Origin of the sequence: Caldicellulosiruptor sp. F32 (genome assembly GCF_000404025.1) — a bacterium.
Classification (GTDB): domain Bacteria; phylum Bacillota; class Thermoanaerobacteria; order Caldicellulosiruptorales; family Caldicellulosiruptoraceae; genus Caldicellulosiruptor; species Caldicellulosiruptor saccharolyticus.
This window is the reverse complement of record NZ_APGP01000085.1, coordinates 19,087-44,518: the sequence shown is the minus strand read 5'-3', so window position 1 is coordinate 44,518 and position 25,432 is coordinate 19,087. Positions and strand designations below refer to the sequence as shown.

The following is a 25,432-nucleotide window of genomic DNA, read 5'->3' as shown; positions in this document are numbered from 1 at the left end:
ATATACCTCACTTTTTAACACGTTGAATAATATTATCATATAATAAAATTGACCAAATTGAAAATGAAAAAAACATGAAAATTGGCATTGATGGTAGAGCAGCTAAATGGTATAGAGGTTCTGGTATTGGAACTTACACTTATCAACTTTTAAATTATATCAAAAAACTTGACAAACAAAACGAATACCTTATCATATGGCCCGACAAATCTGAAATAGAGTTTGTTTCAGCAGAAAATATTAACATAAATCTTTTGCCTCAACAACTAGACAGATTCTGGGAAGAGATAATGATAAAGGAGATAATAATCCAAAATGATATTGAGATTTACCACGTTCCTCAAAACGGAATAGGCATTCCTTTTTCTAAAAAGTGTAGTTATATTATAACCCTTCACGATATAATCCCATTTAGGTTGCCTGAGACAGTGGGACCGGGCTATTTAAAAATCTTTAGAGAAAATGTTCCGAAGATTTTGAAGATTGTAGATAGCGTGATAACTGTTTCTGAATTCTCTAAAAAAGATATATGTGAGTACTTTGACTATGATCCATCAAAGGTGTTTGTAACACACTTAGCACCAGAAGATATCTACAAGCCCCTTTCAAAACAAGAGGTTGAAAACATGCTTAAGCAAAGATTCAATATAGACTTTCCGTATATCCTGTATGTAGGTGGTTTTTCACCTCGGAAAAATCTCATAAGGTTGATTAAAGCTTACAATATGATAAGAGATCAAATTGATGGTATTCATCTTGTAATTCCTGGAAAATTTAGTAGGAGTTTTGAAGAGGTGAAAGGTCTTGTTGCAGAACTTGGGCTTTGTGAGCGTGTACATTTTGTTTCATACGTTGAGGTAGAACTAATGCCTTATTTATATAATGGTGCCATTTTATTTGTCTATCCATCCTTATATGAAGGATTTGGCCTTCCGCCACTTGAAGCAATGGCTTGTAAAATTCCTACAATTGCCAGCAACACGACTTCTCTGCCAGAAGTGTTAAAAGACGCAGCTATCTTTGTCAATCCTTATTTTGAGGAAGACATCGCAGAAAAGATTTTGCTTGTACTCGAAAGTGAAAAGCTTCGAAAAGAGCTTTCTGAAAAAGGTTATAGCTTAGCTAAGAAGTATAGCTGGGAGAAAACTATAAGCTCTACTATAGCTATCTATCAACAAATTTTTGCCTTGAAATCTTAGAGAAGTTAGAATATAATGTATTTGTAGAACAAAAATAATAAAGGTCGGGGCGTAGCTCAGTTTGGTTAGAGCGCTAGCTTGGGGTGCTAGAGGTTCGCTGGTTCAAGTCCAGTCGCCCCGACCATTTATTTTTGGGCTCTTTACATCTCTAATCTTAAAAGCATCTTAAAGATGTCAAATATATTCCTCTTTTCAACATCTTCACTTGCAACAAGGTTATAAATTGCAAGAGTCTTACCGTCCTTTATAAGTTCTATTCTACCCACTACTTGACCAAGCTTCACAGGTGCTGGTATTTCTTTTGGTAAGATAGTTTTGGTTTCAATAGAGTTTTCATCTCCTTTTTTAACAAGGAGTTTTACATCCCTTTCTAAAACTGCACTTACCTCTTTTTTTAGCCCATTTCTAACCCTAACCTTGCCAAAACTAAAATCTTTTGCATATGGGGCATACATCGCAAAGTTTGCAAATCCCCAGTCAAGAAGTCGTACAGCCTCGTTAAATCTTGTTTTACTATCTGGTGCAGCCATTATAACTGCAATAAGATGAAGAGCATTTCTCTGGGCTGATGCTGAGATACAAAACTTTGCTTTGTCAGTTGAACCTGTCTTTACACCTGTACAACCTCTATAAAATCTCACAAGTTTGTTTGTGTTTGTAAGCCCAAACTTACCGTCTCTTACAGTGTCAACCCATGTTGTAAGATAGTTTCTTACGAGTTTGTGTTTTAATAGTTCTCTTGACATAACAGCAACATCATATGCAGAGGTATAATGTCCTTCTGCATCAAGTCCATATGGATTTACAAAGTTTGTATCGAGCATACCAAGCTCTTTTGCCTTTTGGTTCATCATATAAACAAACCCTTGAACACTTCCAGCCAAATGCTCGGCCAAGGCAACACAGGCATCATTTGCAGATGCAATTGCAATGGATTTTAAAAGTTCTTCTACTGTCATCTCTTCATTTTCTTTTAGGTATACCTGGGAGCCACCAAGACTTGCAGCGTTCTGACTTGCAATTACCTTGTCAGAGAGCTTAAGTTTACCTTTTTCAATTGCCTCACATATCAAAATCATTGTCATTATCTTTGTAATTGAAGCTGGGGGAAGTTTTTCATGAGAGTTTTTCTCAAAAAGTACTCTGCCTGTGTCAAAGTCAACAAGTATTGCAGACATTGCAGAAAGTTCAGGACTATTTGTGAGTTCATTATTTTGCGTTTGACAAAAAGCTCTTATAAAATTTAAACTCGAAAGAAAGAAAGATAAAATTAAAAGTGTTAAAATTCTTTTCACAACCTTTCACCCCAATTCCTTTTATTTTCCTATAATTAAATTATCTACACAACCTCGGCTTGTTATTCACAATACATATTCTCAAAAATCAAGAGACATACTATTTTTAAAAAGCTATTTAAATTTTTGAAGTTACATGAGGTGAAAGGAATGAGGTATATAAAGGTCTTATTGGCATGTGCTCTTTTGATTGCTACTCTTTATACACTTTCTCATTATGAACAGATAAAATTCAGATATGTAGTGAACCCCATTGTTTTATCTTACTATGGTTCAACTGGAAGTGAGGTTATAGAAATTCAAAGAAGACTTAAACAATGGGGATATTATGATGGACCAATCGATGGAATATACGGGTACAAAACATATATGGCTGTGAGATATTTTCAAGCCAAAAACGGTCTAAAAGTTGATGGAATTGCGGGAAGTGAGACCTTAAGAGCACTTGGAATTGTAACCACAACTTCACGCTCATCTTACAATTCTAATCTGAACCTTCTTGCCCACTTAATCAGTGCAGAGGCACGGGGTGAGCCCTATGTTGGACAGGTTGCAGTTGGAGCTGTTGTGCTAAATAGAGTAAGGCATCCAAGCTTTCCAAACTCCATTGCAGGTGTCATATACCAACCCGGGGCATTTGAGTCTGTTTCAAACGGGCAGATTAATCTACCGCCAACAGCCTCTGCGATAAATGCAGCACGAGATGCTCTAAACGGCTGGGACCCAACAGGGGGAGCTCTCTACTTTTTCAACCCGGCAAAGACAACAAATAAATGGATTTGGAGCAGGCCAATTGTTGCTGTTATAGGCAATCATGTGTTTGCAAAGTGAGGTGAAAAAATTTTAAAATGGACCTGCCATTTAAGCTATACCCTCAAGAACCTATCTCTGGTGATAAGCTGATGATAATTTATAACAGAGGCATCTTACTTGATGGACTAAAGAAGGATATTTACCTTCAATTTGGGTTTGGAAGAGATGATTTGATAGAAAAAATTTATGAGTGCAAAATGATCAGAAAAAACTCAGAATATCTAATGGTAATCCCAACTTTGATAAATGGATTTTTATACTTAGCATTTAAAGATAGCTTTGGAAACAAAGATGACAACAACGGCAGTTTCTATAAGGTTCTTATAAAATCAAAGGAATGAGAGGCTTTTCTCTCATTCCTTTTTACACTCTTTGCAGATGCCATAGAATTTTACCATATGATTTATCACCTTAAATCCCTTTTTCTTTTCAATCTGCTCTTCTAAAGCCTCTAAAAGGTCGTCTTCTGCTTCTTCTACCCTACCACATTTGATACAAATCAAATGGTGATGGTTATGCGAATCTTCACTATTTGAAAGTTCAAACCGTGAACATCCATCGTCAAGGTCAATTTTATTGAGCACTTTTAAATCACTTAAAAGCATTATTGTTCTATACACTGTTGCCAGTCCTATTTCTGGCATCTTTTCTTTAACTATCCTATAAATTTCTTCTATACTCAGATGCTTATCTTGATTGTCCAAGATAGAATCAAGAATTATCCTCCTCTGTGTTGTTAGCTTATATCCCTTTTGTTTAAGTTGTTCTTTTATCTCCTCTAATTGATTTTTGCTCATTGATTTTCTCCAACTCCATTTAGTTAAAATTATAACTTCTCTATTTTATGATATACATTTTATTCTCAACCAAACTGACATGTCAATATCTTATAGAGCACTTTTGCTTACAACCTTTACAATTACCTCTGCATTTTAAAGAATCCAAAAGCGAAGAGTTGCATCTTGGACATTTTTTGTTTGTAATGTCAGCTTCATAACCACATACAGGACACTTTGTCTTCATTTTGAAGTTGCACCTCTTTTTCGAGAATTTTTAAACAATCATAATATGTGCTAAAAGTCCTCCCACCAAAATGGCTATTACAGCCGAAGAAACCCAAATAAAAAGTGAATACTTTAGCCCGTTTTCTTTTGTCATCATGGCAAAGGATGTTATACAAGGAACAAACAGAGTAGTTGTTACAAGTGCCACAAACATCTGTCTTTTTGTGGTAGGAATTGTGACAAGCCCTGCTGCACCATAGTCTCGTCTTATAATGCTCAGAATAAACACCTCTGTCATTCTCTTTGGAAGTTTCAAAAAACCTGTAACAATGGGCTGTGCTATATTTTCAATAATTTTAAGAAAACCTGTTGCGTCCAAAAATCCAAGTATAAGTGTTGCCAAAACAAATATAGGCAGTGCTTCAATCAGGAAGTTTTTAGACTTGTAATATGTCTTTTTAATAACGTTTAATATAAGCGGAATTCTTAAAGTAGGAAGGTCTATAAATAGCGACGTTGAGCTGCCTTGTATAACCTTGTTCAATATCCTTCCTACAATCCCAAATACTAAACCAATAATGAGTATATATATAACAAGATACCAATAACCAAGTCTTGCTATCAGTCCACTTATAATTCCAAGCTGAGCAGAACACGGAATTGCAAGCCCAAGTAAAAACATAGTGATAACCCTCTCTCTTTTTGAGCCCAAAATCCTTGTTGTCATTGTAGCCATTGTGACACATCCAAACCCCAATATAATCGGGATTATAGCTCTGCCATTAAGACCAATCTTGTTAAATACTTTGTCAACAAGTGCTGCAATTCTTGGAAGATACCCACTGTCTTCTAATATACTCATAAAAAGGTGAAAGGCAACCACAAGAGGAAATAGAAGACCTAAAAAAACTACTGGAAACATAGAAAGCAGGCCGTAGTTACCAATTAAAATTTTTTGTATATAGATATTTTTTACAAATGGAGTGAGTAAGCCTTTCACAAATCCAAGATAATACTCACCCATTACCTTATTCATTGTAAAATCAACAACTCTCTGAGCAACAAGCACACCCATAAAGTAGTACATTATATAAAGAGTTGCTGCTAAAATGGGAATACCAGTTATAGGATTTACAAGTATTTCACTTATTCTATTTTTAATTTCAAGCTTTTTTGTGTCAAATCTTACTGCTTTTTCAAATATCTTATCAACATGAGATCTTCTTAAACTGTAAATCTTCTCTTGCAACTCTGAAATCGAAGGGTTGAAGATATTTTCAGCTGTAGCAAGGCCATCTTTAGAAAATTCCATACCTGCCTCCTGTAAAAGTTTTTGAAGCTGTGGTGTAGGATTGCCTTTTCTAAAAAGGTTTTTATCAATCGCCTCTTGGAGCTTTTCTATGCCTTCTGCTTTGGTTGCTGAAGTGACAATTACCTCAACACCTAAGGTCTTTTTTAAGGCATCTATGTCAATCTTCATGTCATTTTTTTTAACCTCATCAAACATGTTTAAAACAACAATTATGTCCTTTTGATAGTCTATGAGCTGTTGGGTTAAAAATAAATCTCTGTCAAGGTGAAGAGCATCAACAACGTTTATCACTTTGTCAACGCTCAGAACAATATCTCTTGTAACTATCTCCTCGTCATTAAAAGAAGAGATGCCATAAACACCGGGGGTGTCAATTACTACATAGTTTTTGTAAAATCCATAGTTTATATCAACTGTTGTTCCAGGAAAATTTGAAACTTCAACATATTTACCAGTGAGTTTGCTAAAAACTACTGACTTTCCAACATTAGGATTACCGACAAGAGCTATGACTTCTTTGTCTTGAGGAAGTTTGAGTAGTTCAAATGACTGGCAGTGACAATGCATTTTCTTTTCAAACCCCTTTCATATCATTGTTCAATCTCTATCTGTTTTGCAAGTTCTCTCCCTATCGCAACCTCTTGATGGTTTTTGCGTAAAATAACAGGCCCATTGTTTATTTTAGCAATGCACTTGACTCTACTTCCTTCATTTATCCCAAATCTCAGTGCATATATCCTTGCATTTTTGCTCTTTATACTCTTTATCACAACTTCCTGCCCTTTTGATACCATGTCCAATGTCATAAATCCTCACCTCTTTTTTTACAATCTTCAATGCTCAAGTTTGTCTTTGAAAACGTGTTGTAATTGATAGTTTATTTTAATTGAGAATTATTCTCAATTAAATGATATCAAATTTTTTCTAACAAGTCAAGCAAAATCTCAGAAGGTTTTCAGAATAAAGCTAAAAATCAAAGCTGTGAAAGAAAAGAGTAATTTTTCTCAATTTTTTAGCCATTTGACGCAAAATTTCGCAAATTTTGACCTTTTTTGACCTTGACAAAGTCTATATTTGTAATTATTTTTATAATTGGAAGAGTATATAATCCTCCTTTAATCAAAAAAAGGGGGGTGAAAAAAAGTGAACAAAACAAGCAGTGAAGTACAAGCCACAGTAGATGCTGTAAAGCTCAAAGACCTGTCAAAGTCTGCACCAGAGCTGTTTGGAGTAAAAACTGGAGTGGATGGCATAGATAAGCTTTTTTACAAGGCTGAATTTTCAAAAGAAACTGGCAAGCCTGTTGTAAAACCACTTGGTGGAATTCCCGCGTATTCTGTTATAAATCTAAGTGGTGTTGCTGACACTGGGAAAAGTCTATTTGCTGAGCAGTTTGCTGTTACTCAAGCAAATGAAGGAAATAGCGTTCTTTATATCACAGTTGAAACACCTGCGGAGTTCTTGTATTCTTCACTTCTTTCACGTGCTGCTGCCATGAATATTGACAAGTCAAAAGTTGAAGAAAATGTGTACATGCTTGATATTACCAAAGACTTTAATATTCGCGGTAACATAAATAACTTCATTAAGACAATAGAAAATGCAGCTACAAGATTTAATATAAAAAACGTGGTAATTGACTCTGTTACAGGATTATTTGAATCAAAAGAGATTTACGCAAGAGAAATTGTAAGAACTATCTATAATTTTCTAAAGTCAAAAAGACTCACAACCCTGATGATTTCACAAAAGCGAAGTGGACAGGAACATCTCTCTGCTGAGGCTGCAGGCGGATATGCAGTAAGTCATATTGTTGACGGCACAATTGTATTTTCGAAACAAGTCATTATGAACAGGTTTGACAGCAGCACATTCAAAAGACCAATTGGTGATGTTATTCGTCTTTTGAGGGTAGATGGCTGTAGAATGTGTGGCCATGATTCAAAAACATATGTATTTGAGATTGAGCAAAACGGGCTTATAAAGGTTCTGTATCCACTCGGATATATTGCAGGTCAGCAAAAAGACGACAAAGAATAAATAAAAATAGAAAAAAGGGGGTGCAGGCCATGAAAAGGATAGATTTGGTGCAGCAAAATATTGATGAGGTTATAAAACAAATTTTCTCAATTGCAATAGACATCTTAGGTGGACCAAGAAAGCTTGTTGAGTACAAAAGACTTACATGGCTTGCATCACTGATGGAAGCTATTTTTGTCATTTACCTTCACAGCGAAGAAAACCAATCAGCAGATGAGATTGCTGAATTTTTGGGAATTAGCACTCAAACAACAAAAGCAATTTTGCAAAGCAAACCTGAGTATGCAAAGAACAAGCTCGAAAGTGGTGATAGTGTCGAAAAAACTCACATTGCAGGCGGCATTGCAAAACTTGCATACAAAACATGGAAGGAAAGCCAAAGTGGAAAATAAAAAACGGCTCTATGCAGAGACTGCATAGAGCCGGAATTTTTTACACATTCACATTGAACAAATCTGTTGATAAATACCTCTCACCTGTGTCAGGAAGAAGAACAACAATCATCTTCTTCTTATTCTCACTCTTTTTTGCAACCTCAACTGCTGCGTATAAAGCTGCACCTGATGAGATTCCAACCAAAATCCCTTCTTCTCTTGCTAAGTACCTTGACATCTCAAATGCATCATCAGATTTTACTTTTATTATCTGGTCATAAATCTTTGTGTTCAAAACCTTTGGTACAAACCCAGCACCAATTCCTTGTATCTTATGAGGTCTGGGCATCTCACCTGACAACACTGCAGACTCAAAAGGTTCAACCGCAACAATTTTCACACTTGGTTTTTTCTCTTTTAACACTTCTCCAACACCTGTAATTGTACCACCTGTGCCAACACCTGCAACAAATATGTCAACCTGACCGTTTGTATCATTCCAAATCTCAAGCGCAGTTGTTCTTCTGTGAATTTCTGGGTTTGCTAAATTTTCAAACTGCTGAGGCATAAAAGCGTTAGGAGTTGAGTTGTAAATCTCAAAAGCTTTTTCAATTGCACCTTTCATTCCCTTTTCACCAGGTGTCAAAACAATTTCTGCACCATACGCCCGAAGCAGCTTTCTTCTTTCAATGCTCATTGTCTCTGGCATGGTCAAAATGAGTTTATAGCCTTTTACAGCGCATACCATTGCAAGAGCAATACCTGTATTGCCACTTGTTGGCTCAATGATCACTGTGTCTTTGTTAATTAGTCCCCTTTTCTCAGCATCCTCAATCATTGCAAGACCTATCCTGTCTTTAACACTTCCGCCAGGATTGAAATACTCTATCTTTGCAATGATTTCTGCATCAAGTTCTTTTGAAAGCTTATTTAGCCTCACAAGCGGTGTCTTTCCAATTAACTCAGTTATATTGTTGTAAATCATTTATATACCCCCAAATCCAATCGAAATAGTCGGTTTTTATTTTATTATATAACTTTCTCATCAATATGTCAAAAAAAATTAAAAAAAGTAGTTTTATTTATTGATTTTGAGACTTTGAAATTTCCTCTCTTACAATCTCTCTTATTCTTTCTTCTGTCAAAACCTCAGACTTTGTTGCAAGATTCATCTTCTTCAATATACTTTCAACCTGTTTTGATATATACTCGTTTAGCTCTTTTTTCTGTTCTTCACCTTTTTCCATTATCTTTTGAATTACCTCTTGTACTTCATTCTTGCTAATCTCACCTTTCTCAGCAAGTTCGTTCACAACCCTTTCTACCTTTTCTTTAGATAGCGCAAATACACCAAGCCCAATGTTGATAACCTTTTCTAAAAGGTCTTTCATTTTTTTTACACCTCCATAATTTTATTTTTCTTTTCTTATAATCATCAAAAGCATGACAATAATAAGGCTAATCAATATTAATATACCCAATCTTAAAGCCCATAAATACCAAGTAGATAAAATTGTTTTATATAATGCAGGGGACAAAAGCCCCCCAACTGTCATCCCTGCAATTATTATACTCACAGACAGAAGTATAATCGAAAGTGAAAATTTATTTGCAAGCCTCTCAATTCTCTGCAGTACCTTGTCTAAATTCTTTAGCTCAATGTTTAAGATAAACTCATCATCTTCAAGCTTGTCAAGGATTGTTTCAACTTTTTTGGGCAAAAATTCAAATAAATTAAAATATGAAAATAGCACATTTAGGATATTTGTAAGTCTCAGCTTTGACAATCTACTCTTCAAAATTAGCCTGTTTACATAAGGTAAAATTGCTTCTAAGATGTTCAAATCAACCTTCAAAATTGCTATGCTATTTTCAAGAAGGCTCAGAGTTCTCCCAAGTAAAACAAGCTGCTCAGGAATTTTTAGCTTATACTTAAATGTGAGTTTGAACACGTCATTGAATATCTCCGCAATTTTAATTGAAGCAATAGGCTGGTTGATATAGTGATTAACTATACTCTCAATTTCCCTGTAAAACCTGTTAGGATCAACACCTCTGCCAATAATTCCAAGCTCTTTAAACGCTTTTATTGCCATTTTCTTGTCATTTAGAACTATTCCAAGTAACAAAGTTGAAAGGCTTTCTTTGTCTTGGCTACTGAGTCTTCCTATCATACCAAAATCTACAAACGCAATGTCATGGTCATTTGTAATTAGAATATTACCAGGGTGAGGGTCTGCGTGGAATATTCCAAGTTCAAATATTTGTGATAGGTAAAGATTTATAAGCTTTTTCCCAAGTTTTACTCTCTCATTTTGAGGAAGAGAATCAACGTCAATAGCATTTAAAGTTTTCGCTTCAATAAAGCTTGTAACCAAAACTTTATCTGATGAAAGTTCATCATAGACATCTGGAATGATAACTTCTTTGTTTGATAGAGCTTTTTTGAGTTTTTTCATATTGCTCTGTTCAAACCTAAAATCAATCTCATGCAAAAGGACATTTGCAAGCTCATTTACAATCTCAGAAAAGCTTATAATACTTTTAACTGGTGAGTACCTGTCTAAAATAGATGCAAGCTTTCTCAATATCTCTATATCAGTTTTTACTTCATTGTCAATATTTGGTCTTCTTACTTTAATGGCCACTTTTTGACCATTTACATATCCGATGTGAACCTGCCCAATTGACGCTGTTGCAATTGGCTCTTTTTCAATGTATTCGAACTTTTCAAGCAAATTTTCCTCTTTTAATACATTTTTTACTTCTTCAAAAGAAAAGGGCTTTACATTTTCTTGTAATTTTTTTAGCTCCACAATAATGTCTTCTGGAACCAAATCTGGTCTGTTTGCAAGAAGCTGGCCCATCTTGATAAATGTTGTGCCAAGCTCCTCTAAAGCGTTTTTTAGTCTTTGGCCTCTGTTTATCCTATTTTCAGAAAATCTTTTAAATCGCACAAGTGGAGTGCTGCTGAACACATATCCAAAGCCATGTTTTATAAACACATTAGTGATATATTTTAACCTATTGATTCTTCTTTTTCTTGCGTTTGCCAACAAACTCACTCCATTAAAATCTTTTCAACCTCTTCACGTGACTTTGCAGAAATTAACTTCTCAAAATCTTGCTCATACAAAATCTTTACGTTTAGCTCTTGGGCTTTTGTAAGTTTGCTGCCAGGGTCCTCACCAACAATCACAGCAGTAGTCTTCTTAGAGACACTTTCACTCACTCTTGCACCCAAAGACTCTAAAATCTCTTTTGCTTGGCTTCTTGAGTACTTTGAAAGAGCACCTGTTAGCACAAATGTATATCCTTTTAAAAGGTCTGACTTTGCTTTCTTCTCAGCTACAGTATTAACCCCTGCTTTTTTGAGCCTTTCAATTAGGTGCTTAGTTTGATCTTGACGGAAAAAGGTCACAACACTTTTTGCCATCTTCTCACCAAAGTCAGGAAGTTTAAGAAGTTCTTCTTCAGTAATTGTAAAAAGGTCGTCAATTGAGGATATATGCTCTGCTAATGTCTTTGCAGCCTTTTGCCCAATGTGTCTTATACCCAGGGCAAATATTAGTCTGTCAAGAGGCCGTTTTTTAGATGCTTCTATAGCCTTTAATAAGTTGTTTGTAGATTTAACTCCAAATCTTTCAAGATTTACCAAATTATCAAATGTCAAATCATAAATATCAGCAGGTGTCTTGATTAAACCCCTTTCAAATAGATTTTTTACTATCATCTCGCCCATGCCAGCAATGTCCATCGCATCACGCGATACAAAGTGCAAAATTAACCTATAGCTCTTTGCAGGACACTCAACACCTGTGCATCTGTATGCAACCTCATCTTCAAACTTTATAACATCTGCTCCGCACACAGGACATTTTTTTGGCATCTCAAAAATCCTTTCATTTCCTGTGCGCTTTGAAAACACAACCTCAACAACCTCTGGTATTATTTCCGCAGCTTTTTGAACTATTACTGTGTCACCAATTCTGATATCCTTTTGCCTTATATAGTCCATATTGTGAAGGGTTGCACGGGACACAACCGACCCTGATATTCTAACAGGTTCAAGTACTGCAGTTGGAGTGAGAATACCTGTGCGACCTACATTTACTTCAATGTCTATAAGCTTTGTCTCTTTTTTCTCTGGCGGGAATTTGTAAGCAACTGCCCATCTTGGCGACTTTGCAGTTGAGCCTGCCACATCACGCAGGGCTAATTGATTTAACTTCACAACAGCACCGTCTATCTCAAAAGGAAGCAACCCCCTTTTCTCTTCTACCTTTTTGATCGCCTCATATGCCTCTTTTATGTTGCTACAAACAACATAGTCAGGTGAAACTTTAAATCCTAAATATTTTAGATACCTTAGCGCCTCATCGTGAGTTTTGAGTTCTTTTTCACACCATTGAACATTGAAAACAAATATATCAAGCTTTCTCTGTGCCGTTATTCTGGGGTCAAGCTGGCGAAGCGACCCTGCTGCGGCATTTCGTGGGTTTGCAAAAAGCGGCTCTTCATTTTCTTCTCTTTCTTGATTAAGCTTGATAAACTCGTCTTTCGGCATAAATACCTCGCCACGCACAACTATGTTTATATCATCTTTAAGTTTTAATGGAATTGACCTAATTGTTTTTAGGTTTTCAGTAACATCTTCACCTACATTGCCATCGCCGCGTGTTGCGCCTCTTACAAAAAGACCATTTTCATACTCAAGCGCAACAGAAAGCCCGTCAATCTTGTATTCAACAACATAATTGAAATCATCTGTACCAAGAAGTTCTCTCAGTCTCCTATCAAAGTCATAAAGCTCCCCTTCACTGAACACATTCGAAAGTGACAAAAGCGGTACCCTGTGAACCACCTCTTTAAACCCTTCTTTTACCTTGCCACCAACCCTTTGTGTGGGGGAGTCAGGAAAGATATATTCTGGATACTGTTTTTCAAGCTCAACAAGCTCCCTGTAGAGCATATCATATTCATAGTCGCTTATCTCTGGATTGTCTTCAACATAGTACTTATAATCGTGATAATTTATAAGGTCAACAAGCTCTCGAATCCTCTTTTTAATAAACTCACTCATACACTTCCCACCCTCTTTTTTGGTTTAATTCTACTTCAGTAAATCTTAGCATAACTTGTATTTACTTGTGATTTGTATATTTTTAATTTATCCTTTTTATCAAATTTGTCAAAGAGCTCAAAAACTATGTCAATAAAAACCTTTTCACTCTCATAATGACCAATCTCAATTGTACTAAGTCCAAGCGACCTTGCTAAAAGTATCCCATGATGCCCTATCTCACCAGAAATGAAACAGTCAGCACCTTTAAAATAAACATCCTTTATAAAATCCTTGCCAGAGCCACTAACAATTGCAATCTTCTTAAACTGATTTTTTACAAGACTTGCTTTTACAAATGAGAGATTAAGTTTTTCTTTCAATTCCTTTATAAGATTTTCAGCTTCAATACTCCTTTGTCCAATAACACCTATACACTCATACGAAATCTCATTTTCAAGCCTGTATATATCATACGCAACCTCCTCATACGGATGGGCTTTTAGCATGGCTTTTATCACTTTTTGGAGCTTCTCCTCTGGAACAATGCTCTCAAGCCTTACCTCGTCCACCCTCTCAAGCTCGCCAATCTTTCCTACAAAAGGATTTGCACCCTCCTGCGGCTTAAAACAACCTTGCCCTTCAACTGCAAAAAAGCAGTGGCTATACTTTCCTACAAAACCAGCACCCTCTTGTGCCATTGCTTCTAATACTTCATCTTTGTAATCTGAGGGAACATACACAACAATCTTAAAATACCCATTCTTTTGTTTTACACTCAAACCTTCTATATTCTCAAGGTTTAATAGCTTTGCAAGATAAAAATTTATACCATGCTTTGAGACATCTGCATTTGTGTGAAAAGATAAAATAGCTATATCATTTTTTATAGTATCTATTATTAATCTTCCCTCAGGTGTGTCATCTTTAATTGATTTTAACCCCTGAAAGATTAAAGGATGATGTGAGATAACGAGTCTCACCCCAAGGTCTTTTGCCTCATTTAAAACATCCTCTGTGACATCAACACAAATCAATATTGAGTCTACCTTTGCTGAAAAACTCCCCACCTGAAGCCCTACATTGTCCCAATCATATGAGAGTTTCTTAGGAAAGTAGTTTTCCAAAAACGTTGCAATTTCTTGGATGCTTACCATTCATTTAAAACCTCCTCAATCATCTCTAAGACCTTTTTTTCTTCCGAAAAATCTTTTTTATTTTCTTTCTTCATCTCTGCTATTTTTTTCAGTTTCTCTTTTTTTCTCAAAAGATATTCTAATGATTCCTCACTTTTATTGTGAACGTGTCTTCCTACATATACGTCAATCTCCGAATATTCAATATTAAATGACTTTTCTGTTTTCATTATTACGTAGAATCTTTCTTTATCATTTACAACAAATTCCTCTTTTATATCAAATCCATTTTCAAAAAGCCATCTTCTTAAAAGTTCTATATCCTTCATGGGCTGCAAAATGAGCTTTGTGTTTTTAACCTTGTCTTTAGCAGAAGACAAAATATTTGAGATTGTCTCTCCACCCATTCCAGCAATAACAGCTTGGTCAACTGGCTCTCTAATCGGTTCAAATCCGTTTCCCACGAAAAACTCTATTTTATTAAAAACTCCTTCTTTTTTTGAAAGTTCTATTGCTTTTTGAAGAGGTTTTTGATTTATATCAACTGCAAATACCCTCAATGCAAGCCCTCTTTTTATTGCCTCAACAGCAACATAGCCATGGTCACAGCCAATGTCAGCAAGCGTGGTGCACTTTTCTAAAATTTTCAAAATTGCTTCTATTCGTTTTGAATACACCTGTGCTCTTTCCTTCTTTTCATGTTTTAAAAATTTTTCTAATAACAATTATAGTTTTTGTAAATAATAATATCAAACTTTTGTTAAAAAAGAAGATGACTAAAAAATGAAAAAACTTAAGGATTTTGAAAGCGAAAGAGAAACATTCCAGAATTTTCTTCATGTAAACAAAGGAAGTTTGCAAGATGAACTTACAACCACCATCGAAAAACAAAACCAGTCAATTTTTAAAAAATTAGAAGAAAAAAAGAGGTTGTGATATTTTACACAACCTCTTTGCTCTTCTCTTCACTTTTTATCAAATCTTCAATGTAAAGTCTTGCTAAAAGGTAGCAAATTGTAGACTCTGCACCTTGGTTTTGATTTATTCCATCTTCTTCAATTCCATCTCTACACCCGCCAGTTTTTTCATCGTACAAAGGCTGTTTGTGGACATTTTCGCCCAAAAACCATCTAAACGCTTTTAGTGCTTTTTCTTTGTACTCTTTATCTTCAGTAATCTTATACGCCTCTGTATACGCAAGTACACAGTCACATGCATCTATTGGCTGCTCATCGAAGTATGAACGCTCTTTCCCCTTTTCATACCAGCCTCTGTTACCAATCACACGCAAAATTCCATTTTCAAATAAAATGGTTGTAAGAAAATCAAGTGACTCTTTTGCAACCTTTAGATACTTTTCTTTTTCGGTTACCGCAAATGCCCTGAAAAGTGCATAAGGAATGATCGCGTTTGCATATGTGAGTTTGTCAGAAAACCATTTCCAATTTTCATCGGAATGTTTTCTGTAAAGGTTAAGAAGTTTTTCAGAGAGGACTTCTAAGTACATCTTTGCCTCATTTGAAAATTCTTTAATGTCATGCAGCATAGACAGAGCTATGATCGCGTATGCCATACTGATAGGATGCTTTAATTCAAGGACATTTCTGAGCGAGCGCTTTAACATTACATATGAGAGCTCTTTTATGCTGCTGTCAAGCACATCAGAAGAATAGACATAAGAGAGGGCTATGAGTGACCTTGCAAAACAGTCCTCTGTTCCCTTTTCGTCAATAAACACCCTTGAGTAGTTCATAAAGTTTCTGAAATATCCATCGTCAGTATAGCTATTATACAAAAATGCCATGTATCTGTAAACCAAATCTAAATATGCCTTGTCACCTGTCTTTTCAAAAAGCCTGAGTGCAACAATTAAAGCTCGTGCGTTGTCATCTGTTGTATATCCTTCTTTGTAGTTTGGAACAGAGAATTTTGCATGCTGCAAAATACCAGTTGAATCTGTCATTCTAAACAGGTGCTTTGTGTTTAACGAAGGTAGGACAAGGCGTTTCATACCTTTCTTCATGCTATCACCCCAACCTTCTTATTAAGCTGTACTACATCGTAGAATATATCAATCATCCTTTTTGCAACATTGTGCCAGTACATCTCTTTTCCAATCTCCAACGTCTTTTTCTCAATCTCTTTCCTGAGGTTTTCATCCCTCAAGAGGGTTATGATAGCATCTGCAATAGAGTGAGCATCTTCAAATTCAACCAGCATTCCTCTTCCGTCAGAGAGCATCTCTTGTGCGTAAGTGTATGGTGTTGATACTATTGCCTTGCCGCTGCCAATTGCATATGCCAGTGTCCCTGATACCGCCTGCTCCCTCCCTATGTAAGGAGTGAGGTAGATATCGGATAGGCGCAGGTATTCCATTATCTCTCTTTTTGTAAGATACTTGTCAACAAATATCACATTGTTTTCTAATTTTAATTCTCTTACCAAATTTACAAGCTTGTCTCTGTACTCTTCACCTTTGAGCCTCTTTATATTTGGATGTGTCTGACCCAAAATCAAATACACTGTATCCGGAAATTCCCTTCTTACTTTGTCCATAGCTTGTATAGCATACTCCAAACCCTTGCCGGGACTAATTAATCCAAATGTGCTTATAACCCTTTTCCCACCAAGATTGTATTTTCTTTTTAAGGTTTCTTTATCTTCTAAGTCCATATATGGTACTCCATGGTGAACTATCTCTATCTTCTCCTCTTCAATGTCGTATACATCCGTCAATATCTCTTTTGTTGTCTTTGCCATAGTTATTACCTTGTAGCTTGCATCAGCAAGTTTTTTGAGTATCTCAAATTGTTTTGCTGTTGGATTTTTCAAAACTGTGTGGAATGTTGTAATGATTGGCTTTTTGATAAGCTTTACAAATGGAACTATATAGTCCCCATCCTCCCCACCAAATATACCATACTCATGCTCAATTATAACAACATCAATATCTGACACATTAATTAAATTAGCAGCTTTTACATAATTAGAAAATTTATCTTGATTTATATCATACAAAACTCTATTGTCATAAAGATGTTTGTCCTTGCTAAGTGCAATTACATAACAATGTCTTACATCATTATATTTTTCAATTGCATTTACCAAATCTTGTGTAAATGTGGCAATACCACATTCTCTTGGGGGATAAGTGCTTACAAAAACTGGTTTGATAGACACTTTAATCCCTCCCTTTTCAATAATTTTAATTACTAAAAGGACATAATTATTTTTCCCTATTTATCTTGCACTATACCTTTTTATTCTGCCTTCTGGAAAACCGCGAACGACATGGAGTTTAGACTTTATACCCTGACTTGTTTTACTTTGACCTTCCTTGATTTTCATTATAAATATCTGCGAATTTTTGTCAAGTTGATATTAACTCGATTTTTTGCAATTTTTAGCTTTTAGCAATTATTTAATAAGATTTTCAGCCGTAATACTAATTATAGCTTTAATTTTCTTCAAAATTCTTATTTATGTATTTTTGTATCAATAATACCATTTATTTTCTTATAAATTTCTGTTGACAAAATAATGAAAGTGGGTATAATAAATAAGTGATAGGGGTATATGGTATACGGAGGGTTGAAAAATGGATGAGCTTTATAAAGAAAAAGAAAATCTGCTTTTGAGACTTCGCAAAATTGAAGGACAAATAAAGGGTATCCAGAAGATGATTGAAAATGACAAGTCGTGTAATGAGGTTTTAACTCAAATAGCAGCTGTCAAGGCTGCACTCAACAAGGTAGGTGCAATTATTCTTGAAAAGTATTCAAAGTCATGTATTGCTGAGTACAAAAACACCGAAAATGAAAAAAGCATTGATGAGCTGATAGAAACCTTACTAAGGTTTATCAAATAAATAAAAATGGGTATATATAAAAATTGAAAGGAGCTGTGATAAAGATGGCAAACAACATTGTAACTTTAACAAGCGAAAACTTTGAAAGGGAAGTATTACAATCGGATATCCCTGTAGTTGTTGATTTTTGGGCTGCATGGTGTGGACCATGCAGAATGGTTGCGCCTGTTATTGAAGAACTCGCTCAAGAGTATGCTGGCAAAGTCAAGTTCGCAAAATTAAATGTTGATGACTATGGCGATATTGCATATGCATTTAGAATTATGAGTATACCAACTATCATGCTCTTTAAAAATGGTCAAGCTGTTGACAAGATAATTGGTGCAAGACCAAAGAGTGATTTTGTAAACTTCATAAACAGAAACTTATAAAGACCTCAAAAATGGCAGCACTATTAAAGTGCTGCCATTTGTTTTTTGCTTTTGTTTTGAAAAAATTTTAGTAAGTAAGCGTAACCTCTGCTTTTATTTCTATTGTCCCTGCTTGTACTTGTGAAGATGACGCTGAAAGTGCCATCTCCTGAGTCTTGTATACAATTGGTGGTGCGTTTACATAGGTATTTTCGTTCACAATTCTTGGTTTTCCTAAACTAACCCCAAGCCCTTTTGCCAGAACATTTGCTTTTTCTTTTGCATTTTCAAGTGCCTTTGCAAGGGCTTGATTATAATATGCTCCTACGTTTGAAATGTCAAATCGCAGATCAGAAAAAGTATTTGCGCCGTTTTTAAATGCAATGTCAACAACTTTCCCTACCTGGGATATATTTCTCACTGTGACTGTCAGGTCTGTTGATGCATAAAAACCAATTATCTTTGATGCGTTGTCGTCCTTGTTATATGAGTATTTTGGGTAAACGCTAATTCTAAGTGTCTTTATATCCTTTGAATCAATGCCAAGTTTTTTTATTGCATCTATTATTTTGTTTATCTTTGAAGATGTTTTGGAATAAGCAGCATCTGCACTAATATCTTCACTCAAAACACCAAACGTCACAACTGCAATGTCAGGCTCTGCAAAAACTGAAGCTACTCCTTTAACATTTATCTCTGTCTTTGACTGAGATGCTGGAGCTGACGAGGCTTCAGCTCTCCATAGAGAAAATATAAAGGCGTTTACAAACAATAGACCAATTACTATTAGCATTACCTTTAATCTTTTTGTTTTCACTAAAATCCCTCCTAAATAAAAATAATAAAATTCTTTTCACACTGTTTTCTAAACATTATAACGCCTCCACTTTGGTAAATGTTGCGTTTACTTTTTAAAATCTATCCAAAAAGCCTTTTAAACTGCAAAGGGGTAATGCCCTCTAATTTTTTGAACATGTAGCAAAAATAGCTTGGATTTTTAAAACCAACTTCATAGCAAACCTCTTTTATTTGAATTGAGCTTTGCCTCATCAAAAGTTCTTTTGCCTTTTGAATTCTAACCCTTATTAAGTACTCATAAGGAGTTGTTTGAAATGTTTTTTTAAATACTGTGCACAGATGCTGTGGCGAAAGATTTACTATGCTTGATATCTCATCAAGGGAAATAGTTTTTTTATAGTTTTCTTCAATGTACTGAAGTACTGGTAAAAGCTTTAAATAGTTATTTTCAAAGTTTTTTTCAATCTTATTTTGAAGGTTTAAAAACATGTGAAGAATAAAGCTGTAGATAAGCTGAGAGCATTCAATTGACACAATGTAATTATAGACACTTGCTTTGTTCGATATTGCTTCTAACATTCCTTCCAAGTACTTTTTGTTTGTGAGCTTGAATATTTCAAAAGGTCTTATTCCCATTGTTTTGAGAATTGTTTCTGATGCAGGTCCATTAAAAGTAAGCCAAATGGTCGACCACTTAGATGTTGCTGCAAAATACTCATGGGCAATGCCTGGATACAAGAAAAAGGCTGTATTCTCATCAACTAAGTACTTTTGCCCATCAACAATCAAATATCCATTTCCTTCTAATGTATGCAAATAATGATAATCAGGATGCCCATTTTTTCTTATAACATGTTCTTGGTATTCATTAGAACCAACGCTTTTGAGATAGATTGGAAGCCCTTTTTCAAGTGATGTATTGACAATAAAACAGGTTTTCATAGCAAAAGTCTATCACCTTTCTTGTCAAATAAAATCTCTATCTCATATTATATTAGCCAAGAGCAACAAAAATGGACCCGATAGCGATAAGCAAAACTCCTAAGCCTGTATAAAACGAAATCTTCTCTCCAAGAAAAATTGCAGCAAGCACTATTGCAAACACAACAGAAAGCCTGTCAATTGGTGCAACCTGCTGAACCTTTCCATTTTTGAGAGCCAAAAAGTAAAATAGCCATGACAGTGCCCCTGCAACACCACTTAAAACGATAAACAAAATAGCCTTTTTGCTTGCCAATATTTCTCCTATTTTGTTTAGCCTACCTTGAAATATGATTACTAAAACTAGAAATAAGGCCATAATGACCGCTCTTATTGCTGTTGCCACGTTTGTGTCAAGATTTTTAAGACCAATCTTGCCAAAGATTGCAACAAGAGAGGCAAACAGAGCTGATAAAAGTCCAAATATGAGCCACAAATAGTTCATAATCTTTTCCCTCCAATATCAAAGATGTATAACTAATTACATTTTAGACAATAATCAAAATGATATCAATTACAACTTAAAGAAAGGGTTGATAAAAATTGAAACAGACAGTTGATGTTTTATCTCAAATAGCTCAACTGAAAGAGGTTGATTACAAAAATACCTTGATGATAACATCATTGATAGAGGTTCTTGTCGACAAGGGTATTATCGCCAGGAAAGAGGTGTTTGAAAAGTCAATATTCTTAGATAGGCTTGTTGAAAGTGAAGCCAAGAGAAGAAATGAAAAGGGCACTTAAAAATGTGCTCTTTTTTTATTTCAAGTTTTAATTTTTTATTATACATTGATGACAAAACACAATATTTTTGTGGTATTATTAAAATATATCGCACACTTTAGAAAGGGGAAATGGAGCATTGAAAGGTACAGTAGTTCTAACATGGCTTGAAACAATTGGAAATATATGGGGAGACGATGTAAAAAGATATGCTGAGAAGGGAATAGGTTTAGATGATTCAACCATAATTTCTCCGACAGATGACATTGATGATAGTTTAGTTCACAAGATGATCGAAAGGGCATGTGAAAAGGCAAACATTTTGCCTCAGCAGATGTGGAGAGAGATTGGAAAAAACAATATAAAAACGTTTAGCAAATGGTTTCCGTCATATTTCCAGAGGCTCTCTTTAAAAGGCTTTTTAGAGTATATGGACGATGTACACTCTCAGCTCACTCGCATGATAAAAGGAGCAAATCCCCCACGCATTTTGTTTGAAGAAATCTCAGCAAATGAAGCATACATAACATATGTCTCAAAGCGTGGTTTTTATGACTACTTTTTGGGACTTTTAGAAGGAAGTGCTGCGTTTTTTAATGAAAAATTGGATTTTGAAGAAATTGAGCGTTTTAAGGACGAAGAAGGTTTTTATCATTTAAAAATAAGAATCAGATTTGAAAAGACAAACCGAAAGGTTAAAAAAGCACAATTTAATATAATTGCAGGGTTAGGATTTATAAGGTCATTAGAGTTTAAGATTTCCATCTTTTCTACAATAGCTGTAATTATCTTAAGTTTTCTCTTTGATCCCAACAAAGAAGAATACGCAAATCATCTTCTTATGGCTGGACTTACCTTCATTACAACATTCATTGCCGCATTTTTCATCCTACGACCTCTAAAGCCTATAAAAGATGAGCTCAGCTCTCTTAAAAACCTTGATTTTAGTGGCTCACTTTTCATAAAGACAAATGACAAGCTTGAAGACTTTTCAAAGATTGTCGCAATAACAAAGTCTTCTATCAAAAAGGATTTGCTTTTGCTAAAAGGTGGAAGTGATGAGATTTATAACTTTTCAAAAAACATCAAAGAGATTGCTGATAAGATGAAAAATCTTTCAGACTCTGTTTCTGGAATTGTAAATGACGTGGCCCAAGGTGCTGTTCATCAGGCAGAGGAAATCGAAAAAGCTGTTACCATTTTAAATGAAAATATAGAAAATTTAAAGTCAATTGTATCTCAACAAATTCAAACAAAAGATGTCCTTGCTGATGTAAACCAGACGCTTAACAATTCAGGCAAAGATATTTTAAGTGCTGCAAAAGACATCAATCTTCTTTCTACAGAGTTTTCTGAGATAGTTCAAAAAGGTTCAAAGCTATCTGAAGAAGCTAATGAGGTTATGAAGATTACATCAACTGTTGCTGAGATTTCAAATCAGATAAATATGCTTGCGCTAAATGCATCAATTGAGGCAGCAAGGGCAGGAAATGTTGGTGTTGGGTTTGCGGTTGTGGCAGACGAAATCAGAAAACTTGCAGACAGTACAATGTCTTTTGCTAAGACAATCAACAAGAGTTTAAAGACATTTGTAGAAGAGGTTGAAATGCTTTCTACTACTTTAACACAGCAGTTTGAAAAGCTTGTTAAAAGTGAATCCACTTTGAATGAGGTTGTGAATAAGAACAGCCAAAATATCGAGAGAATATCTAACGTGGTTGAGACTTTAATTTCTCAGATAGAAACCTTGTCTTCTGAGGCAGAAAGGATTTCTTCTGTCTTTGAAACAATTACCTCACTTTCTGCAATCTCACAAGAAAACTCGGCATCAGCTCAGGAGATGGCAGCTTCAATCTCTATGTACGCAGAGAGCATCAAAGACCTTTTGACAAAAGTAGCCGACCTTGAGAATCTTTCAAATGTATTTAAAGAAGAGCTTTCAAAATACCGATTATAAATTTAAAGGGAGGGATTTTTAAAATGTGCCAAACTTTTATTGTTGCTATTTTGGTTGACAACAGGCTCCATGATGCTCCAAAACTACAAGAAATTTTGACAAAACATGGCTGCTTAATCAAAACAAGACTTGGTATACATGAAGCTGGCAGCGACAGCTGTTCAAATCAAGGACTTATTATTCTTCACATGCAGGCAAAAGAAGAGGAGATAAAAGCTTTTGAAAGTGACATTAAAACTTTAGAACATGTAAAACTTCAGATGATGAAATTAGAATGTTAAAAGAAATTTTGGATATAGGTGAAAGAGAAAGATGAATATTCCAAACGTAAATGAGATAATAGCCCAAAAGTTTGAAGAGATTGCTGTGAGGATTGCAAACAATAATAATCTGCCACAGAGTTTTAAAACCATTTTCCAAAATAGTTTTACAGCTTCTATAAATAAAGATGTAGCAATTACCACCTATCAGCAGCTATCAAACGTTGAAAGTACAAAGGCCTTGCAAAACCAAAGCTTTGCAAATAAAGTCTATGAACTTGAAAAGTCAAGTTATACACCTTTTAATTTATTTACAAATCTTAGCAAAAGTGAAATAATAAGCATTGCAACAAAAAAGGCAAAAGAGTATGGACTTGCGCCGAGCTTAGTTTTGAGTGTAATTGAAGCAGAGTCTGGTTTTAGACAAGATGTAATATCAAAAGCTGGGGCAATTGGACTTATGCAGCTCATGCCAGAAACTGCAAAAGCGCTTGGTGTTAACCCCTATGACCCAATTGAAAATTTAGATGGTGGAATAAGATATCTAAAAGAAAAGCTTGAACAATTCGGAGGTAATATTGAACTTGCACTTGCAGCATATAATGCAGGACCTGCAAATGTCATAAAGTATGGCGGTATCCCACCTTTTGATGAAACTGTAGAGTATGTTCAAAAAGTGCTTTTGCTATCCCAGAAATATAGAGTGTATGATGTATAAAACCCCTCTTGTTTTGAGCATATTAATTGTAAGAGGGGTGTGATGAGTAATATGAGAACAAGAAAGCTTTATAATAGGCACAAAGAAATGTATAACATGCTAAAGCGCAAGAAAAATATGCTAAAAATGCTTGGAATGTATCTAACTGGACTTTGCAAAGGTATGATGTTAGGAATACTCATTGGAAAGAAGTTAAAAAGGGACTGAAAAAAGTGGGAAATTAGGTAGGCTGTTTTGCTTTTGCTGTTTGAGCAAAGCAGCCTTTTTATTTTACCAAGAATTTATTTTTTACATAGATTGATTTTCCTTTTGATTTGTTCTATACTCTTTACTTGTAAATAAATTCTTTTACACAAAAGTTTTTATAGGAGGCAAAAAATTAAGATGCGACTTGGAATTGTTGGACTTCCGAATGTGGGCAAAAGCACCCTTTTTAATGCAATTACAAAAGCTGGTGCAGAGGCAGCAAACTATCCATTCTGTACAATTGAGCCAAATGTTGGAGTTGTGGCTGTACCTGATGAGAGACTTGAAGTTTTGGCAAAGATATATAATCCCGAAAAGGTAACACCTGCATTTATTGAGTTTGTCGACATTGCAGGGCTTGTAAAAGGCGCAAGCAAGGGCGAAGGTCTTGGCAACAAGTTTTTGTCTCATATAAGAGAGGTTGATGCAATAGTTCATGTGGTAAGATGTTTTGATGACTCTGAGATAGTACATGTTGAAGGAAGTGTTGACCCAAAAAGAGATATCGAGACAATTAATTTAGAGCTAATCTTTGCCGACTTGGAGGTCTTAGAAAGACGCCTTGAAAAAACTCGGAAACTTGCAAAAAACAGCAAAGAAGCAGCCCATGAGCTTGAAATCTTAGAGAAGATATATTCTACTTTGGAAAGTGGCAAAATGGCGCGTACTTTGAAGTTTGATGATGAGGAAGATTTAAAGTTTGTAAACTCTTTAAACCTCCTTACATTCAAGCCCACAATATATGCTGCGAATATATCTGAAAAAGACATTGGAAAAGAAAATGAATATGTAAAAGTTGTAAAAGAAATTGCCGCACAAGAAGGCTCAGAGGTAATTGTTATCTGTGCAAAGTTAGAAGAAGAGATTGCAGCTCTGCCAGATGAAGAAAAGAAGGAATTCTTAAAAGAGCTGGGAATTGAAAAATCAGGACTTGACAATTTAATCCAGGCAGGGTATAGACTTTTAGGGCTCATTTCTTTCCTAACAGCTGGTGAAAAGGAAGTAAGGGCTTGGACAATCAAAAAAGGCACAAAAGCTCCACAGGCAGCAGGCAAGATTCATAGCGATTTTGAAAGAGGGTTTATCAGGGCTGAGGTTGTTCCGTTTGACGTATTAGTTGAATGCGGCGGATTTGCTCAGGCAAAGGAAAAGGGACTTGTACGCTCAGAGGGCAAGGATTATGTTATGCAGGACGGCGATGTTGTAATTTTCAGATTCAATGTGTAAATGAAAGAAAACATATTTAAAGGGGCTGGCGATTATTTACCCAAGTTGTCGGCAATCGCCAGCCCTTTT

General features: G+C 35.3%; 29 protein-coding genes and 1 tRNA gene. 15 read left to right on the top strand and 15 right to left on the bottom strand.

All coding sequences use genetic code 11. The features are described from left to right. Positions 1-74 precede the first annotated feature (74 nt). Positions 75-1,199, top strand: a complete 1,125-nt coding sequence (locus H964_RS08040; protein WP_039766435.1) for a glycosyltransferase family 4 protein — start codon at positions 75-77, stop codon at positions 1,197-1,199. 45 nt (positions 1,200-1,244) lie between these two features. Further along, positions 1,245-1,323 (top strand) — tRNA-Pro (locus tag H964_RS08035). Positions 1,324-1,339: 16 nt separating this feature from the next. Here H964_RS08035 and H964_RS08030 read toward each other — a convergent pair. Further along, entirely contained in the window at positions 1,340-2,437 is a 1,098-nt protein-coding gene (locus H964_RS08030; protein WP_408605219.1) for a D-alanyl-D-alanine carboxypeptidase family protein, read from the bottom strand. Between the two features lie 207 nt (positions 2,438-2,644). Here H964_RS08030 and sleB point away from each other — a divergent pair, with 207 nt between their 5' ends. Beyond that, a complete protein-coding gene (gene sleB, locus H964_RS08025; protein ID WP_011917264.1) occupies positions 2,645-3,325 on the top strand; it encodes a spore cortex-lytic enzyme in 681 nt (226 codons plus the stop codon). A 17-nt stretch (positions 3,326-3,342) separates the two neighbouring features. Then, positions 3,343-3,648 carry a hypothetical protein gene (locus H964_RS08020; RefSeq protein WP_011917263.1) on the top strand — a complete coding sequence of 102 codons (306 nt, stop codon included), beginning with the start codon at positions 3,343-3,345 and terminating at the stop codon, positions 3,646-3,648. A gap of 12 nt (positions 3,649-3,660) precedes the next feature. Here the strand turns inward: H964_RS08020 and H964_RS08015 are convergent, their stop codons facing one another. The 3 genes from H964_RS08015 to H964_RS08005 form a co-directional block, all read right to left on the bottom strand. After that, positions 3,661-4,104, bottom strand: coding sequence for a Fur family transcriptional regulator (locus H964_RS08015; RefSeq protein ID WP_011917262.1), 444 nt, complete (start codon positions 4,102-4,104; stop codon positions 3,661-3,663). Positions 4,105-4,360: 256 nt separating this feature from the next. Then, positions 4,361-6,190: a ferrous iron transport protein B gene (feoB, locus tag H964_RS08010; RefSeq protein ID WP_011917261.1), complete on the bottom strand. Its 1,830-nt coding sequence runs from the start codon at positions 6,188-6,190 to the stop codon at positions 4,361-4,363. A gap of 23 nt (positions 6,191-6,213) precedes the next feature. Further along, entirely contained in the window at positions 6,214-6,429 is a 216-nt protein-coding gene (locus H964_RS08005; protein WP_011917260.1) for a FeoA family protein, read from the bottom strand. A 337-nt stretch (positions 6,430-6,766) separates the two neighbouring features. On the opposite strand from H964_RS08005, the gene H964_RS08000 reads away from it, so the two are divergent. Together H964_RS08000 and H964_RS07995 are read left to right on the top strand one after the other, a co-directional pair. Further along, positions 6,767-7,663, top strand: coding sequence for a KaiC domain-containing protein (locus tag H964_RS08000; RefSeq protein ID WP_039766434.1), 897 nt, complete (start codon positions 6,767-6,769; stop codon positions 7,661-7,663). A gap of 29 nt (positions 7,664-7,692) precedes the next feature. After that, a complete protein-coding gene (locus H964_RS07995; RefSeq protein WP_039766427.1) occupies positions 7,693-8,055 on the top strand; it encodes a hypothetical protein in 363 nt (120 codons plus the stop codon). Positions 8,056-8,095: 40 nt separating this feature from the next. On the opposite strand, the gene cysK is transcribed toward H964_RS07995, so the two are convergent. The 6 genes from cysK to H964_RS07965 all read right to left on the bottom strand — a co-directional run bounded on the left by cysK (position 8,096) and on the right by H964_RS07965 (position 14,912). Beyond that, positions 8,096-9,022: a cysteine synthase A gene (gene cysK / locus H964_RS07990; protein WP_039766417.1), complete on the bottom strand. Its 927-nt coding sequence runs from the start codon at positions 9,020-9,022 to the stop codon at positions 8,096-8,098. Between the two features lie 97 nt (positions 9,023-9,119). Continuing rightward, positions 9,120-9,428 (bottom strand): phasin family protein, encoded by a 309-nt coding sequence (locus tag H964_RS07985; protein WP_011917256.1) that lies wholly within the window; start codon positions 9,426-9,428, stop codon positions 9,120-9,122. Between the two features lie 21 nt (positions 9,429-9,449). Beyond that, positions 9,450-11,093 (bottom strand): ABC1 kinase family protein, encoded by a 1,644-nt coding sequence (locus H964_RS07980; protein ID WP_039766560.1) that lies wholly within the window; start codon positions 11,091-11,093, stop codon positions 9,450-9,452. 5 nt (positions 11,094-11,098) lie between these two features. Beyond that, complete coding sequence (ligA, locus tag H964_RS07975) at positions 11,099-13,120, bottom strand: NAD-dependent DNA ligase LigA (protein WP_039766415.1); 2,022 nt, start codon at positions 13,118-13,120, stop codon at positions 11,099-11,101. A gap of 35 nt (positions 13,121-13,155) precedes the next feature. Next, a complete protein-coding gene (locus tag H964_RS07970) occupies positions 13,156-14,256 on the bottom strand; it encodes a Nif3-like dinuclear metal center hexameric protein (protein ID WP_039766413.1) in 1,101 nt (366 codons plus the stop codon). Continuing rightward, a complete protein-coding gene (locus H964_RS07965) occupies positions 14,250-14,912 on the bottom strand; it encodes a tRNA (adenine(22)-N(1))-methyltransferase (RefSeq protein WP_039766410.1) in 663 nt (220 codons plus the stop codon). The genes H964_RS07970 and H964_RS07965 overlap by 7 nt, the downstream gene beginning before the upstream one ends. 106 nt (positions 14,913-15,018) lie before the next feature. On the opposite strand from H964_RS07965, the gene H964_RS12620 reads away from it, so the two are divergent. Further along, positions 15,019-15,171 carry a hypothetical protein gene (locus H964_RS12620; protein WP_164742588.1) on the top strand — a complete coding sequence of 51 codons (153 nt, stop codon included), beginning with the start codon at positions 15,019-15,021 and terminating at the stop codon, positions 15,169-15,171. Between the two features lie 4 nt (positions 15,172-15,175). On the opposite strand, the gene H964_RS07960 is transcribed toward H964_RS12620, so the two are convergent. Both H964_RS07960 and H964_RS07955 read right to left on the bottom strand, forming a co-directional pair. Beyond that, a complete protein-coding gene (locus tag H964_RS07960; RefSeq protein WP_039766409.1) occupies positions 15,176-16,258 on the bottom strand; it encodes a D-glucuronyl C5-epimerase family protein in 1,083 nt (360 codons plus the stop codon). Next, on the bottom strand, positions 16,255-17,415 hold the full coding sequence (locus H964_RS07955) for a glycosyltransferase family 4 protein (RefSeq protein WP_039766408.1): 1,161 nt from the start codon (positions 17,413-17,415) through the stop codon (positions 16,255-16,257). Before H964_RS07955 ends, H964_RS07960 begins: the two co-directional genes overlap by 4 nt. 418 nt (positions 17,416-17,833) lie before the next feature. Between H964_RS07955 and H964_RS07950 the strand changes: the two genes are divergently transcribed. Both H964_RS07950 and trxA read left to right on the top strand, forming a co-directional pair. Then, positions 17,834-18,103 (top strand): metal-sensitive transcriptional regulator, encoded by a 270-nt coding sequence (locus H964_RS07950; RefSeq protein WP_011917249.1) that lies wholly within the window; start codon positions 17,834-17,836, stop codon positions 18,101-18,103. 44 nt (positions 18,104-18,147) lie between these two features. Further along, a complete protein-coding gene (gene trxA / locus H964_RS07945; protein ID WP_011917248.1) occupies positions 18,148-18,474 on the top strand; it encodes a thioredoxin in 327 nt (108 codons plus the stop codon). Between the two features lie 67 nt (positions 18,475-18,541). Here the strand turns inward: trxA and H964_RS07940 are convergent, their stop codons facing one another. The 3 genes from H964_RS07940 to H964_RS07930 form a co-directional block, all read right to left on the bottom strand. After that, positions 18,542-19,270, bottom strand: a complete 729-nt coding sequence (locus H964_RS07940; protein ID WP_039766407.1) for an SIMPL domain-containing protein — start codon at positions 19,268-19,270, stop codon at positions 18,542-18,544. Positions 19,271-19,371: 101 nt separating this feature from the next. Beyond that, on the bottom strand, positions 19,372-20,193 hold the full coding sequence (locus H964_RS07935; RefSeq protein WP_039766406.1) for an AraC family transcriptional regulator: 822 nt from the start codon (positions 20,191-20,193) through the stop codon (positions 19,372-19,374). Positions 20,194-20,245: 52 nt separating this feature from the next. Continuing rightward, entirely contained in the window at positions 20,246-20,677 is a 432-nt protein-coding gene (locus H964_RS07930; RefSeq protein WP_011917245.1) for an EamA family transporter, read from the bottom strand. Between the two features lie 98 nt (positions 20,678-20,775). Here H964_RS07930 and H964_RS07925 point away from each other — a divergent pair, with 98 nt between their 5' ends. The 6 genes from H964_RS07925 to ychF all read left to right on the top strand — a co-directional run bounded on the left by H964_RS07925 (position 20,776) and on the right by ychF (position 25,363). Beyond that, positions 20,776-20,976 (top strand): hypothetical protein, encoded by a 201-nt coding sequence (locus H964_RS07925; protein ID WP_011917244.1) that lies wholly within the window; start codon positions 20,776-20,778, stop codon positions 20,974-20,976. A gap of 118 nt (positions 20,977-21,094) precedes the next feature. Next, complete coding sequence (locus H964_RS07920; RefSeq protein ID WP_011917243.1) at positions 21,095-22,912, top strand: heme NO-binding domain-containing protein; 1,818 nt, start codon at positions 21,095-21,097, stop codon at positions 22,910-22,912. Between the two features lie 23 nt (positions 22,913-22,935). Beyond that, entirely contained in the window at positions 22,936-23,193 is a 258-nt protein-coding gene (locus H964_RS07915; protein ID WP_039766404.1) for a hypothetical protein, read from the top strand. 31 nt (positions 23,194-23,224) lie between these two features. Then, entirely contained in the window at positions 23,225-23,890 is a 666-nt protein-coding gene (locus tag H964_RS07910; RefSeq protein WP_039766402.1) for a lytic transglycosylase domain-containing protein, read from the top strand. Between the two features lie 51 nt (positions 23,891-23,941). After that, positions 23,942-24,097 carry a hypothetical protein gene (locus H964_RS12615; protein ID WP_187147297.1) on the top strand — a complete coding sequence of 52 codons (156 nt, stop codon included), beginning with the start codon at positions 23,942-23,944 and terminating at the stop codon, positions 24,095-24,097. A 177-nt stretch (positions 24,098-24,274) separates the two neighbouring features. Then, positions 24,275-25,363: a redox-regulated ATPase YchF gene (ychF, locus tag H964_RS07905; protein ID WP_039766400.1), complete on the top strand. Its 1,089-nt coding sequence runs from the start codon at positions 24,275-24,277 to the stop codon at positions 25,361-25,363. The last annotated feature ends 69 nt before the right edge of the window (positions 25,364-25,432 follow it).